The organism is Micromonospora carbonacea (genome assembly GCF_014205165.1).
Taxonomy (GTDB): Bacteria; Actinomycetota; Actinomycetes; order Mycobacteriales; family Micromonosporaceae; genus Micromonospora; species Micromonospora carbonacea.
This window is the reverse complement of the sequence record NZ_JACHMZ010000001.1, coordinates 2,591,028-2,603,889: the sequence shown is the minus strand read 5'-3', so window position 1 is coordinate 2,603,889 and position 12,862 is coordinate 2,591,028. Positions and strand designations below refer to the sequence as shown.

Genomic DNA, 12,862 nt, shown 5'->3' with positions numbered 1-12,862 from the left:
TTCCTCCGCGGGGCTCAGTGGATGGTGACGCCGCCGTCGACGAAGACGGTCTGGCCGGTGACCATCGCGGCGGCGTCGCTGAGCAGGTAGGCGACGGCGTTGGCGACGTCGTCGGGGTGCGCCATCCGGCCGAGCGGGATGGTGGCCAGCTTCTCGGCGAGGTACGCGGCGTCGCCGCGCACGTCGGTGGTCATGTCGGTGGGGACGATGGTCGGGCCGACGGCGTTGACCCGGATGGCGTCGCGCGCCCACTCCAGGGCCAGCACCCGGGTCAGGTGCAGCACGCCGGCCTTGCTGACGCAGTAGCCGACGGTGTTCAGCACGGCGATCTGCCCGTTGGTCGAGCCGAGGTTCACCACGGCGCCCCGGGCGGCGCGCAACGCCGGGTACGCCGCCTGGCACATCCGGAACGTGCCGGTGAGGTTGACGTCCAGGACCGTGGCGAAGTCCTCCTCGGTCATCGTGGCCGCCGGCCCCCGGCGGACCACGCCGGCGTTGTTGACCAGCAGGTCGAGCCGGCCGTGCCGGTCGAGGACCCCGGCGACCAGCCGCGCGCAGGAGCCCGCCTGGCGGATGTCGACCCGGTGGCGGCTGTGCGGCCCGCCGGGGTCGTCGACGTCGGCCAGGTCGGCGTGGGCGACGACCGCGCCCCGGGCGGCGAGGGTGGCGGCGATCCGCGCGCCGATGCCCCGGGCCGCGCCGGTGACCAGGGCGACCCGGCCGTCGAGGCGGAAGGCGTCGCCGGTGCCGCTCATGCGCCGATCACCTTGGTGTCCTCGGCCCAGAAGGCGAGCCGGCGCTGCAACAGCCGGATGAGGAAGTGCGCCAGCAGGCCCATCACCGACAGCACCACCAGCACGGCGAACATGCCGGCGATGTCGAAGTTGTAGTTGGTCTGCAGCAGCAGGTAGCCCAGGCCCTCCTTCGCGCCGATGAACTCGCCGACGACCGCGCCGAGGATGGCGAAGACGATGCCGATGTCCAGGCCGGCGAAGATGAACGGCAGCGCGCTGGGCAGCCGCACCATCCGGAAGATCTGCGCCCGGCTGGCGCCGAAGACGGTGAGCATCTGGATCCGGTCGGCGTCGGCGGCCCGCAGCCCCTCGATGACGTTGACCAGCATCGGGAAGAACGAGATGACGGCGGCCATGACCACCTTGCTGGTGAGCCCGAAGCCGAACCAGAGCACGAACAGCGGCGCGAGGGCGACCTTCGGCACGGTCTGGAACGCCACGATGTACGGCATCAGGGTCGCCTCGACCACCTTGATCTGGGAGATGAAGGTGCCCAGCAGCACGGCCGCGCCGACGCCGATGGCGAAGCCGAGCAGCGCCTCCTGGCTGGTGACCCAGAAGTGGCCCCAGAACTGCTCGTCGGTGAGCTGCCGGTGCAGCGCCTCGACGATCTGGGACGGGCGGGGCAGCACGTACTCGTCGACGTCCAGCAGCCGGGTGCCGTACTCCCAGGCGAGCACGACCACGACGAAGACGGTGGGGACGAGCCAGAGCTGGGGACGTTCGCGCAGGTCGACCCGGCGTCGCCGGGGGGCCGTCGGCCCGGGGGCCGGGGCGGTGGTCTCCACTACCTCGGTGTCTGCCATGGCGGCACCTCCTCAGTCGATGACGCCGGCGGCGTTGAAGTGGCGGCGGATGCGTTCGACGTAGACGCCCGCCCGGTCCGAGGACATGACGCCCAGGTCGCGGGGCCGGTCCAGGTCGATGGTGAGGATCTCGGCGATCCGGCCGGGGCGGGGGCTGAGCACCACCACCCGGTCGGAGAGGAAGACCGCCTCCGGGATGGAGTGGGTGACCAGCACCGCGGTCTGTCCGCTCTCCCGCCAGATGCGCAGCAGCTCGACGTTCATGTACTCGCGGGTCATCGCGTCGAGCGCGCCGAACGGCTCGTCCATGAGCAGCACGGCGGGATCGTGCACCAGCGCCCGGCAGATGCCGGCACGCTGCTGCATGCCGCCGCTGAGCTCGTGCGGGTACTTCCGCTCGAAGCCGGTCAGGCCCACCATGTCCAGCAGCTCCTGGGCGCGGGCCCGGTGCCGGGCGGGATCCAGCTTCTGGATCTCCGCCGGCACCATGACGTTGTCGAAGATGGTGCGCCAGGGCAGCAGCGTGGGGGCCTGGAACACCATCCCGACCTCGCGGAGGGGGCGGACCACCTCGGTGCCGGCGATCCGCACCGTGCCGGCCGTCTTCGGGCTCAACCCGGCGAGGATCTTGAGCAGGGTGGTCTTGCCGCAACCCGACGGGCCAACGACCGAGATGAACTCGCCCCGGCGTACGGTCAGGTTGATGTCGCGCAGGGCCTGGGTCGGCGCCGACCGGCGCGGCTGGTACTGCTTGTCCAGGCCGGCGACCTCGATCCAGGAGTCCTCCGACACCGTTGCCGGCTGCTGCGTCCGGCGACCCATCGCCTTGATGGCCATCGCATTCCCTTCCGCGTCCGCTGCCGCTACTTGGCGGGGTAGTTGGCGGCCCTGTCGAGCACCGCGGCCTTGTCGAAGTCGTTGGCCCCGGCGAGCAGGCCCGGCTCCCACACGTCGCCGAGCTGCACGTCCCCGGTGATCTGGCCGGCCTCCTTGGTGTACGCCTGGGTCTTGGTCCACTCCTGGTCGCTGATCGCGCCCCAGTCGCCGAACTGCTCGGGCGTGCCCGAGGCCGGGGTGGCCGTCTTGAGCCAGGCGGTGAGGCTGCGGGTGTCGGCCGGCAGCTGGTCGGCGGCCTGCTTGCCGGCGAGGATCTGCGGGAACACCTGGTAGCCGATCCGCATGGCGGCCTCCGGGTTCTTCGCGGAGAACAGCATCGCCTTGTACGCCGCCCGCATGAACCGGGTGTAGACGTCCTTGTTGTCGTCGAGCTTGCGGGCGCCGACGGCGAAGCTCAGCGACCGGATGCCGTCGAAGGCGTCGGGGTTGTCGAGGTACTTCAGCGTGATCCCGGAGTTCTCGATCACCGCGTACGCCTGGGTGTAGAGGGCCAGCATGTCGACCTTGCCGTCGTTGAGCGCGGCGGCGGCCGGCGCGCCGACGCCGACCGGCAGCAGCTCCACGTCCTTGGCGGGGTCGAGGCCGGCGGCGGCGACGAAGGCCCGGGCGTACGGCGCGGAGCCGGAGGCCAGGCTGATCACGCCGATCTTCTTGCCCTTGAGGTCGGCGCCGCCGGTGAGCGTGCTGTCCGGCTTCACCGCCATCACCCACGGCCAGTTCTGCACCAGGCCGCCGATGGCCTTGACCGGCACGTTCTTCTCGACCGCGCCGAGGATGGAACCGCTGTCGGCGGCGGTCAGGTCGGCGCTGCCGGAGGCGACCGCCTGGAGGGCGGCGACGGAGCCGTCGGTGTTGATCGTCTCGACGGTGAGCTTCTCCTCGGCGAAGTAGCCGAGTTCCTTGGCGACCGCGTAGACGGCCACCTCCTCCTTGGGACCGATGACCGCGGAGGCGATGGCGAAGGTCAGCTTCGCCGGCTCCCCCTCCTTGGCGGCCGCGTCGTCGCCGGAGCCCCCACATCCGGCCAGGGCCAGCGCGGCGACCAACACCGCCGGCAGCACACCCCACTTCTGCTTCATATCGACACCTCGTCCTCAGGGTTTTTCGGGTAGGGAAGATCGACCGCGCGGGATCCACGCGGCGGGTGGGACGGTTCGGTGGGGCCGGCCGTGGCACGGCCGGGTGGGCCGGGCGGCCCGGGGAGGGTCAGCGGGACGGGTCCCGCCGCGCCACGGCGGTGGCGAGGTCGTTGTAGACGTGCTGCTCGACGATCAGCCCGTCGCGCAGGACGAACACGTCGGCGTAGCGGATCCCGTCGAACGGCTCGCCGTCGGGCCACTGCCCGTACAGCCGGCCGAGGGAGGTCACCGAGACGCCGTCGGCGGCGGCGACGCCGACCAGGTACCGGTCGCGGTGCTTGCGCACCCACCGGTAGGTGCCCCCCGACGCCGCCGCCAGCTCGGCCAGGGTGGCGAAGCGACGCCCGCCGGGGAAGACGATCAGCGCCCCCGGGGCGAGCAGCCGACCGGCCCGGTCGAGGTCGCGGTCCTCGCAGAGTTGCAGGTAGTGGTCGACCAGCCGGGCGGCGTCCATCAGCCGCTCTTGCCGCTCAGGGCCGCTTCCCACTGGTCGCGCAGCGGGTGCTCGGCCGGGCCCTGCTCGGTGAGGATGCGCATCAGCCGGGTCAGCAGCAGGTCGCGTTCCCGGTCGAGCACGGCCTGCCCGTCGGCGTCGGCGGTGAAGCCGTCGAGGTCGCCGGGACCGAGCACGGCGCGGCGCACGAGCAGCTGCTCCAGCGCCCGCAGCCGCTGCCGGTCGACGTGCAGCTCGGTGGAGAGTTGCAGCACCAGGTCGAGCAGCTTGCCGAGGCGGGGGTCGCCGAAGTAGTCGAACTCGGTGCTCATCACGCCTCCGGCTTCGTCGCGGCCAGCACGGCCCAGGGGAAGTGCCACTCGACCCGGTCGCCCCAGCCCTCGGGGCGTACGCCGGCGCGGCGCTCGTCGAACGGGGTCCAGCTCGCGTCGACCAGGCCCGCCTCGGCGCAGACGGCGAGCAGGTCGGAACCGAACAGCGCGTGGAAGAACGGCTCGTTGTTGCGCTCGGCGTGCTCGTAGACGGTGGCGTCGCGCAGCGGGTCGCCGGTGAGCTGGAACTCCAGGAAGCGCAGCGCGCCCCCGGGCTTGAGCAGGCGGGCCGCCTCGACGATCGTCTCCCGGATCGCCTCGGCGGGCATCTCGTGCAGCACCATCGTGCCGGTGACGACGTCGCAGGAGGCGTCGTCGAGGCCGGTGGCCCGCCCGTCGGCCTGCCGGTAGTCGATGGCCAGCCCCTGCGCCTCGGCCTCGGCGTGCGCCAGGCGCAGCCCGGGCGCGGCCAGGTCGACGCCGACGACCTGCGCCGACGGGTAGCGGCCGACCAGCGGGCGGGTGCTCTTGCCGAACCCGCAGCCGATGTCGACGACCCGGGTGGCCGCCGGCAGGTCCGGCAGCGCGGTCTCGGTGAACAGCCGGTGGAACTTGTAGCCGTCGTTGTCGCGCAGCATGACGATGCGCGCGCCGAACTCGTAGACGTAGGCGGACATGTCGTCGGAGAAGAAGCCGCCCGGCTGGATGTGGATGTCGTAGTCGGTGTACCACGAGGGCAGGTCCAGGTCGGGGTCGAGGGTGAGCGCGCCGAGCGGATGCGCCGGCACCTCGGCGAGCTGGGCGGCCAGCTCGTCGCGGCGGCCCAGGACGGCCTCCCCGGCGGTCTTCCACAGCATCTTCTGCTGCACCCGTTCCAGGTGGCTGAACCACGGGTAGAGCGGCAGGTCGCGCAGGGTCGCGCCGGCGTCGGCGATGGTGGCCGCCGGTTCGCCGGTGGCGGCGTACTCCCGGGTCAGGGCGGGGTAGACGGTGTCCGCCCAGCGCTTGCGCAGGCCGAGGACGAAGTCCACGGCGGAGCGTTCGTCGAGGGTGAGTCGATCCTCGATGTCCAGCATGGGGATCTCCTTGCGTCGCGCCGGCCCGGTGAGGCGGGCGGCTCGGTGAGGGGATGCTCGGGTCGGCGCCGGCGGGGGTCCGCCACCGACGTGGTCAGTAGGCGAGGGCCACCGCGGCGGCGTCGGGGCTGTCGTGGCGGCCGAGGAACGCGCCGGCGTACCGGCCCTCGTAGACCGCCTCCAGCGTGGTGCGGGGTGCGTTGGCGTCACCGACGAGGTGGATCCGGGGTCCGTCGGGTGCCGCGTCCAGGTGGCGGAACAGGGTGTCGTCGGCGGCCGGCGCTCCGGCGTCGACGACGGCGGTGACGTCGTCGACGGGCACGTCGACGCCGGCCAGTGGGCCGGTCAGGGCGATCGTGCCGCCGTCCACCACGCGGGGGGTCCGCAGTGGATGGACGACGACACCGAGTTCGGTGAAGCGCCGCAGCAGCGCCAGTCGGGAGTAGGTGGTGATCCGGGCGGCGAGGCTCGCCGTCGGGGAGACGAGGTGCACCCGGGCGCCCCGCCGGGCCAGCGCCTCGGCGACGGAGGACGCGGCCCAGGTGCCGTCGTCGTCGAGGACGACGTACGTGCCGCCGCCGGCGTCGGGCGCGGCGAGCAGGTCGACCGCCTGCCACAGGTCGAGCACGGGCGGCCCGCCGGGCAGGGCGCGGCGGGCGGGGCGGGAGCCGGTGGCCACCACCACGTCGTCGTAGCCGCCGTCGCGTGCCCCGGCGGCGGTGACCCGGTGGCCGAGGAGGAGCTCGACGCCGGCGGCGCGGGCCTCGGCGGCGAGGTCGCGGGTGAGCAGGCCGAGCCGCTCCCGGCCGGGCACCCGGGCCGCGACGCGGACCTGGCCGCCGAGGTCGTCGGCGGCCTCGGCGAGGGTGACCCGGTGACCGGCGCGGCGGGCGGCGGTGGCGGCGGCCAGGCCGGCCGGTCCGCCGCCGACCACCAGCACCCGACGGGCTGGCACGTGCCGACGCCGGGCCGAGGCCCACTCCCGTTCGACGCCGACCTCGGGGTTGACCACGCAGGTGATCGGCAGGCTGGCCTCGACGCGGGCGATGCAGCCCTGGTTGCAGGCCAGGCAGGAGCGCGTCTCGTGCTGCCGGCCGGCGGCGGCCTTGCGGACCAGGTGCGGGTCGGCGATGTGCGGGCGGGCCAGGCCGACCAGGTCGGCCTCCCCCGCCGCGATCAGCTCGGCCGCCTCGGGCAGGCTGTCGAGCCGGCAGACGGCCAGCACCGGCAGGTCGGGGAACTCCCGGGAGAACCGGGCGGCGTGGTGGCGGAAGGGCGCGTGCCCGAAGCTCATGTCGGCCATCTGGGTGGCCAGCGACCAGCTGCCGTGGTAGGCGGAGTGACTGACGTGGACGTAGGCCAGCGGGTGCTCCGCACGCAGCCGGGTGACGATCTCCACCATCGCGTCGGGGTCGAGCCCGCCGGGGAGGAACTCGTCGGCGCTGATCCGCAGCCCGACCGGCAGGTCGGCGACGGCGGCGTGCACGGCGGCGAGGACCTCGTGGGTCAGCCGCATCCGGTTGGCCAGGCTGCCGCCGTAGTCGTCGGCGCGGCGGTTGGTGTGCGGGGAGAGGAACTGCTGGAGCAGGTGCCCGTGTCCGGCGTGGACCTCCAGCCCGTCGAAGCCGGCCCGCCGCATCCGGCGGGCGGCGGCGGCGAACGCGTCGACGACGGTGGCGAGGTCGCGGCGGCCCATGGCGTGCGGCACGTGCGCCCCGGCGGCCCAGGCCACCGGCGAGGACGACCAGGCGGCGGTGCGGGTGGCGTCGCCGTTGGCCTGCCGGCCGGCGTGCATGACCTGGGCGAAGATCCGCGCGCCGTGGGCGTGCACGGCGTCGGTGACCCGCTGGTACGCCGGGACGCTCGCGTCGGTGAAGGCGCCGAGGCTGATGCTGCGTCCGGCGCTGGTGGGGTGCACCCGGATCGCCTCGGTGATGATCAGCCCGGCGCCGCCGCGGGCCCGCTCGGCGTGGTAGGCGGCGAGCCGGGCCGTGGGCTCGTTGTGCAGGCCGAAGTTGGTGGTGTGGCCCGGGACGAAGACCCGGTTGCGCAGGGTCAGCGAGGCGAGGCGGACCGGCGAGAGGAGCTTCCGCAGCTTCTCGTCCGCCATGCGCGGGCCTCCTGTCTGGACCTACCGACCCCCGACCGCAGACCGTTCGGGTGAACCGTACGCCGTTCGAACAAGAGGAACGCTAGGACCGCCGTTCACCTTCCGTCAATGACTTACCGATCAGTAACATCACTTGAGACCCGGCCTTGACCTGGTGTTTCTCTCAGCCGAACGGGGCGGCAGGCCGAACGCGTCGCACGCCTGCTCGTGCATCCGGACCACCTCCCGCCGGATCTCGGCCCGTTCGCTGATCCGCCGGGCGAACGGGATCCGCACCGGCACCTCGATGCCGTCGACGGCGACGGCGAAGTCCATGCCGTCGGCGTCCAGCCCCGTCGCCCGCGCCCGGGTGGCGTTCGGGCAGCCGCCGAGGGCGCGGCAGATCAGCAGCGAGTCGTCGGCGTGGTCGGCGTTCATGTGCCCGCAGACCGCGCGCACGGTGTCGGCGTCGAACGGCTGCCCGGCATCGTGGGACGCCGGCCGGTGCGGCTGCCCGGTCACGCCACGGCCTCCGTCGCCACGGCCTCCGTCGCCCCGGCGTCGGCGCCGGCGACGGCGTCGGGCACGTGCCGGGCCAGCGCGGCGAAGACCGCCGTGTTGTGCCGGTACGCCAGCAGCACCTCCTCCAGCAGGGCGGCCTCGGCCGCCGGGTCGAGCGGCAGGGCGTCCAGCCGTGCCCGGTAGGCGTCCTTGTACGCCTTCGGCCGGGTGATCCGGTCGAACGCGTAGAAGGCGGCCCCCGCCTGCGCGCTCAGCCCGTACCGCCGGGCGACGGCCCGGCCGATGTGCCGGCCGCCGGAGAGGTCGCCGAGGTAGCGGGTGTAGTGGTGGGCGACGAAGCGCTCCGGGGAGGTGGTGGCGACGGCGCGGATCCGGTCGGCGTAGGCCAGCGTCGCCGCGTGCGGTGCGCTCCGCCGCGCCCAGTCCGGCCCGACCAGGTGGGTCAGGTCCGCCTCCAGCGCGGGCAGCCGGGTCAACGCGTCGTCGACGAACGGCCCGGCGAGCGGGTCGTCGCGCATCGCCTCGGCAGCCGACTCCAACGCCTGGTAGAGGGCGTGGTGCTGCACCACGAGGTCGACGTAGCCGGCGAGGTCCACGTGCCCGGCGACCAGCGCCGTGACGTAGTGCTGGCCCTCGGCGGCGGCGTGGGCGCCCTGGCTGGCGGCCCGCAACCGGGCCGAGAACGGGACGGGTGCTGTGCTCATCTATTCCTCCGGAACGGTGCGGTGGGCCGGGCCCCGACGGCGGGGCACGACCAGCGGCAGGCGGGTACGCGGGTGCGGCACGACCTCGACGTCGTGCCGGTAGACCTCGCTGAGCAGCGGTGCGGTCAGGACGGTGGCCGGCGCGCCGGTGGCCCGGACCCGCCCGTCGGCGAGCAGGGTCATCCGGTCGGCGTACGCCCCGGCCAGGGCGAGGTCGTGCAGCACCACCACGACGGCGTCCCCGGCCTCGGCACGGTCGCGGGCGATCCGCATGACCAGCTCCTGGTGGCGCAGGTCGAGGGCGGCGGTCGGCTCGTCGAGCAGCAGCACACCGGCCCGCTGCGCCAGCGCCCGGGCCAGCGCCGCGCGGGCCTGCTCGCCGCCGGAGAGGGTGGGGAACGGCCGGGCGGCGAACCGGACCACGTCGCAGCGCCGCATGCTCTCGGCGACGACCGCGTCGTCGTGCGCCTGCTCGGGCCGCCCGACCCAGGGCGCGCGCCCCATCCGGACGACGTCGACCACGGCGAACGGGAAGCTCAGCGTGTGCCGCTGGGTCAGCACCGCCCGGCGCATCGCGAGCTCCACGGCCGACCACCCGCCGAGGGGACGGCCGTCGACCTCCACGCTCCCGGTCGTGGCCGGCAGGTCGCCGCTGACGGCGGCCAGCAGGGTCGACTTGCCCGCACCGTTGGGGCCGACCAGGGCGTGCACCTCACCGGCGCGGACGGCGAGGTCGACGCCGTCGAGCACCGGCCGGCCGGCGCGTTCGACCCGCAGCCCGGCGGCCCGGATCCGGACGCTGCCCGGCGTCGCCGGGGCCGGCGGCTGCGCTGCCGCCCGCCGGCCGAGCAGGCGCAACCGGGCCCGCCCGCGCGGGACGGCTGCGCCGCCGGAGGGGGTCGGCGTGCCCCGGCCGGTCACGCCCAGCCCCCCGCGCGGTCCCGCGTGCGCCGCAGCAGCCAGAAGAACGCGGGCCCGCCCACGACCGCGGAGAGCACGCCCAGCGGCAGTTCCTGGTAGTCGACGAGGGTCCGGGCGGCGAGGTCGGCGGCGATGACCACGATCGCGCCGCCGAGCGCGCTGGCCGGCAGCAGCAGCCGGTGCCCGGGGCCGGCGACCATCCGGACCAGGTGCGGCACGACCAGGCCGATGAAGCTGATGATGCCGGTGAAGGCGACCGCCGCCGCGCCGAGCAGGGCGGTGACCACGATCATCCGGACGCGCAGCCGCTCCACGTCGACGCCGAGGTGCCGGGCCGCCGGCTCGCCGAGGGCGAGCAGGTCGAGCCGGCGGGCGTCGGCGAGGGCGGCCACCAGGCCGACCGCGAGGCAGGGTGCGGCCAGCCCGACGGCCGACCAGTTCGCCTGGGCGAGGCTGCCGAGGTTCCAGAACGCGATGGCCTGCACGCCGGACTCGTCGGCGACGAACATCAGCAGCCCGATCGCGGCGCCGGCGACGGCGTTGACGGCGACGCCGGTGAGCACGAGGGTGACCACCTCGGTCCGGCCGCCGGAGCGGGCGAGCGCGTAGACCAGCCAGGTGGTGACGAGCCCGCCGGCGAACGCGGCGGCCGGCACCGTCCAGCCGCCGAGGACGGTGACGCCGGTGACGATCGCCAGGGCCGCTCCGAGGGCCGCGCCCGCGGACACGCCGATGACGCCGGGCTCGGCCAGCGGGTTGCCGAAGACGCCCTGCATCACCGCCCCGGAGCAGCCGAGCGCCGCGCCGACCACGGCGGCGAGCGCCACCCGCGGAAAGCGGACGAGCCACAACGCGCTCTCGCCGTGCGCGGCGGCCGGGCGGGGGCCGACGTCGAGGCCGAGCCGGTGCAGCACCGAGCCGAGCACCTCCGCCGGGGCGATCGCCACCTGCCCCCGGCCGGCGGCGAACAGGGCGGCCAGCAGCAGGCCGGCGGTGAGCCCGGCGAGCAGGAGCGCCCCGCGCCGGGGCCGGCGTCCGCGGGCGCGGCCGGCTGCGGCCTCCACGGTGGCCGGTGGGGTGTCGGTGGCGGTCACGACCGGCCCCGGCAGTGCAGCGCGGCGGCCAGCGCCCGCACGACCCGGCCGGAGCGGGTGCCGAAGGTGAGCAGGACGCCGTCGTCCATGTCGACGATCCGGCGGGCGGCCCCGGCGGGGGTCTGCGCCACCCCGGGGAGCCTGAGCAGGCCGTCGACGCCGCCGACGGACGCCAGCCCGCCGCTCATCACCAGGATCACGTCGGGGGCGGCGTTGATCAGGCCCTCGCTGGTCAGCGGCCGGAACTTCGCCAGGCCGATCGCGGTGCCGGCGTCCACCCCGCCGGCCGCCTCGATCATCGCGTCGGAGCCGGCGCCCCGGCCGCCGATGAGGTAGACCCCGGCGGTGCCGCGCAGGTAGAGGAAGGCGACGCGGGGCGACGCGCCGTCGGGCACGCCGTCGCGGGCGGCGGCGATCTCCCCCCGGACCCGGGCGACGAGCCGCTCGCCGGCCTCGCCGACGCCGAGCGCGGCGGCGATCGCCCGCACGTGCGCGGGCACGGCGTCGAGGGTCTGCTCGGCGGCGACGAGGACGACGGGGATGCCGGCGGCCCGTAGCTGGCGCAGCGTCTCGGGTGGACCGATGCTGTCGTCGGCGAGGATCACGGTGGGGGCGAGGGCGAGCACCGCCTCGGCGGACAGGTCGTGCCCGGCGGGGGTGACCACGGGCAGGCGCGCGGCGGCCGGGAAGGTGGTGGAGGTGTCCCGGCCGACGACGTTGCCGCCGAGTCCGAGGCTGAACACGATCTCGGCGATCGAGCCGTAGAGGTTGACCGGCAGGATCCGCGTCGCGTCGGTGACCGTGGTGGCGACGCCGTCGGCGGAGGCGACGGTGACCGGCAGGGCCGGGGCCGGCGCGGGGTCGAGCGGGGTGACGTCGGTGTCGGGCAGGGCGGCGGTGACCGGGCCGCAGGAGGTGGCCGACGGGGTCGTCCCGCCGGCGGGCGGCGCGCCGGCGCAGCCGGCCAGGGCGCCGGCGAGCAGCAGCAGGACGGCCAGCAGCGCGCGGCCCCGGCCGGGCGACCCGGCCCGCCGGGTCAGGGCGCGCCGGGTCGACGCCCGGCGGGTCACGGGGCGGGTCGACGCCCGGTCGGTCACGGGGCGGCGGGTCGACGCCCGGTGGGTCGCGGGGTGGGTCACGGGGCGGCCCTCCGCCGGCGTCGGCGCAGGCCGGCGAGCAGCGTCAGCCCGAGCAGGGGCAGGGCCAGCGCGGCGAGCCACCAGCCGCCGATTCCGGAGGCGGCGCTGACCCGGGTGACCTGGGCGGCGGGGTCGGTGCCCGCGGCGACGGCACCGCCGGTGCCGGTGGGGACCGGTGCCGCGCTGCCGGCGGGCGCGGCGGTGCCCGGGGCGGCGGCCGTGGCGGCGGGCGGCGCGGTGGTGGTGGTGCGCGCGGTGGGTCCGGCGCCGCCCGGGCCGGCGGCCCCGGTGGTGGCCGGGGCGGCGCTGGACCGGGCCGGGGTGGCCGCCGCGGCGAAGGTGATCGGCACCCGGACGTCCTGGGACCGGTCGGCGGGGCGGGTGTGGTCGGCGCGGGTGGCCACCACGCACCGGCGGACGGTGCAGTCCACGTCGCCGATGCGGGTGCCGACGGTGAGCGTGACCCGGAACGACCCGCCCGTGCCGTAGGGCTTCGCCAGTCCCTCCCCGTAGGACGGTGGGTTGGACGAGATCCAGTGCGAGGCGCCGGTGCTCCCGGTGGTGTCGGCCCCGCCACCGCACGGGCTGGGCGCGACGCCGGCCCCGTTGTCCACGCAGTAGGCGACGTAGATGCCCTTGGTGACGTCGTACCCGGTGCCGGAGACGGTGACGCTCGCGCCCGAGCGGGCGACGCCGCCGCTGGGCGTGACGGTGAGCGCCTGGCCGCCGCTCCCTCGCCCGGTGCCGGCGTGGGCCGGTGCCGCGCCGGCGGCGACACCGAGGGTGATCAGTGCTGCGGTCAGGACGGCGCGACGCAGTGCTCGCATCAGGCTCCCCACATGACGGATCAGGTCGGTTGACACACCGACCGTGACTAAGGTTTGCCTAACCTAAGCGATGGATTCGCAGTTCACAA

The 12,862-nt window shown here is 75.2% G+C and carries 14 protein-coding genes; all 14 read right to left on the bottom strand.

The window, feature by feature from the left end; translation table 11 throughout:
* Positions 1-14 precede the first annotated feature (14 nt).
* Positions 15-755: an SDR family NAD(P)-dependent oxidoreductase gene (locus HDA31_RS11275; protein ID WP_178065022.1), complete on the bottom strand. Its 741-nt coding sequence runs from the start codon at positions 753-755 to the stop codon at positions 15-17.
* Positions 752-1,600: an ABC transporter permease gene (locus HDA31_RS11270; protein ID WP_178065021.1), complete on the bottom strand. Its 849-nt coding sequence runs from the start codon at positions 1,598-1,600 to the stop codon at positions 752-754. The genes HDA31_RS11275 and HDA31_RS11270 overlap by 4 nt, the downstream gene beginning before the upstream one ends.
* Before the next feature lie 12 nt (positions 1,601-1,612).
* The gene (locus HDA31_RS11265) at positions 1,613-2,437 is read right to left on the bottom strand and encodes an ABC transporter ATP-binding protein (RefSeq protein WP_176734786.1); all 825 of its coding nucleotides are present in this window, start codon (positions 2,435-2,437) and stop codon (positions 1,613-1,615) included.
* A gap of 26 nt (positions 2,438-2,463) precedes the next feature.
* On the bottom strand, positions 2,464-3,576 hold the full coding sequence (locus tag HDA31_RS11260; protein WP_178065020.1) for an ABC transporter substrate-binding protein: 1,113 nt from the start codon (positions 3,574-3,576) through the stop codon (positions 2,464-2,466).
* Positions 3,577-3,703: 127 nt separating this feature from the next.
* On the bottom strand, positions 3,704-4,090 hold the full coding sequence (locus HDA31_RS11255; protein WP_178065019.1) for a nuclear transport factor 2 family protein: 387 nt from the start codon (positions 4,088-4,090) through the stop codon (positions 3,704-3,706).
* Complete coding sequence (locus tag HDA31_RS11250) at positions 4,090-4,401, bottom strand: hypothetical protein (RefSeq protein WP_074473163.1); 312 nt, start codon at positions 4,399-4,401, stop codon at positions 4,090-4,092. The genes HDA31_RS11255 and HDA31_RS11250 overlap by 1 nt, the downstream gene beginning before the upstream one ends.
* Positions 4,401-5,477 carry a class I SAM-dependent methyltransferase gene (locus HDA31_RS11245; protein WP_178065018.1) on the bottom strand — a complete coding sequence of 359 codons (1,077 nt, stop codon included), beginning with the start codon at positions 5,475-5,477 and terminating at the stop codon, positions 4,401-4,403. The genes HDA31_RS11250 and HDA31_RS11245 overlap by 1 nt, the downstream gene beginning before the upstream one ends.
* Positions 5,478-5,571: 94 nt before the next feature.
* Positions 5,572-7,587 (bottom strand): oxidoreductase, encoded by a 2,016-nt coding sequence (locus HDA31_RS11240; protein ID WP_178065017.1) that lies wholly within the window; start codon positions 7,585-7,587, stop codon positions 5,572-5,574.
* A 129-nt stretch (positions 7,588-7,716) separates the two neighbouring features.
* Positions 7,717-8,088 (bottom strand): DUF2470 domain-containing protein, encoded by a 372-nt coding sequence (locus HDA31_RS11235; protein ID WP_246383882.1) that lies wholly within the window; start codon positions 8,086-8,088, stop codon positions 7,717-7,719.
* Positions 8,085-8,792, bottom strand: coding sequence for a biliverdin-producing heme oxygenase (locus HDA31_RS32175; protein WP_178065016.1), 708 nt, complete (start codon positions 8,790-8,792; stop codon positions 8,085-8,087). Before HDA31_RS32175 ends, HDA31_RS11235 begins: the two co-directional genes overlap by 4 nt.
* Positions 8,793-9,713: a heme ABC transporter ATP-binding protein gene (locus HDA31_RS32170; protein ID WP_246383879.1), complete on the bottom strand. Its 921-nt coding sequence runs from the start codon at positions 9,711-9,713 to the stop codon at positions 8,793-8,795. It lies immediately after the preceding gene.
* Positions 9,710-10,807, bottom strand: coding sequence for a FecCD family ABC transporter permease (locus HDA31_RS11220; RefSeq protein ID WP_219824899.1), 1,098 nt, complete (start codon positions 10,805-10,807; stop codon positions 9,710-9,712). Before HDA31_RS11220 ends, HDA31_RS32170 begins: the two co-directional genes overlap by 4 nt.
* On the bottom strand, positions 10,804-11,946 hold the full coding sequence (locus HDA31_RS11215) for a heme/hemin ABC transporter substrate-binding protein (RefSeq protein WP_246383877.1): 1,143 nt from the start codon (positions 11,944-11,946) through the stop codon (positions 10,804-10,806). Before HDA31_RS11215 ends, HDA31_RS11220 begins: the two co-directional genes overlap by 4 nt.
* Complete coding sequence (locus tag HDA31_RS11210; protein WP_178065015.1) at positions 11,943-12,773, bottom strand: neocarzinostatin apoprotein domain-containing protein; 831 nt, start codon at positions 12,771-12,773, stop codon at positions 11,943-11,945. The genes HDA31_RS11215 and HDA31_RS11210 overlap by 4 nt, the downstream gene beginning before the upstream one ends.
* Positions 12,774-12,862: the final 89 nt, after the last annotated feature.

What these genes read in the sequence shown, in the direction of transcription:
- HDA31_RS11270 (WP_178065021.1), bottom strand. Translation starts at nt 1,600, where the DNA reads ATGGCAGACACCGAGGTAGTGGAGACCACCGCCCCGGCCCCCGGGCCG.
- HDA31_RS11240 (WP_178065017.1), bottom strand. Translation starts at nt 7,587, where the DNA reads ATGGCGGACGAGAAGCTGCGGAAGCTCCTCTCGCCGGTCCGCCTCGCC.
- HDA31_RS11275 (WP_178065022.1), bottom strand. Translation starts at nt 755, where the DNA reads ATGAGCGGCACCGGCGACGCCTTCCGCCTCGACGGCCGGGTCGCCCTG.
- HDA31_RS11250 (WP_074473163.1), bottom strand. Translation starts at nt 4,401, where the DNA reads ATGAGCACCGAGTTCGACTACTTCGGCGACCCCCGCCTCGGCAAGCTG.
- HDA31_RS11245 (WP_178065018.1), bottom strand. Translation starts at nt 5,477, where the DNA reads ATGCTGGACATCGAGGATCGACTCACCCTCGACGAACGCTCCGCCGTG.
- HDA31_RS11255 (WP_178065019.1), bottom strand. Translation starts at nt 4,090, where the DNA reads ATGGACGCCGCCCGGCTGGTCGACCACTACCTGCAACTCTGCGAGGAC.
- HDA31_RS11210 (WP_178065015.1), bottom strand. Translation starts at nt 12,773, where the DNA reads ATGCGAGCACTGCGTCGCGCCGTCCTGACCGCAGCACTGATCACCCTC.
- HDA31_RS11260 (WP_178065020.1), bottom strand. Translation starts at nt 3,576, where the DNA reads ATGAAGCAGAAGTGGGGTGTGCTGCCGGCGGTGTTGGTCGCCGCGCTG.
- HDA31_RS11265 (WP_176734786.1), bottom strand. Translation starts at nt 2,437, where the DNA reads ATGGCCATCAAGGCGATGGGTCGCCGGACGCAGCAGCCGGCAACGGTG.
- HDA31_RS32175 (WP_178065016.1), bottom strand. Translation starts at nt 8,792, where the DNA reads ATGAGCACAGCACCCGTCCCGTTCTCGGCCCGGTTGCGGGCCGCCAGC.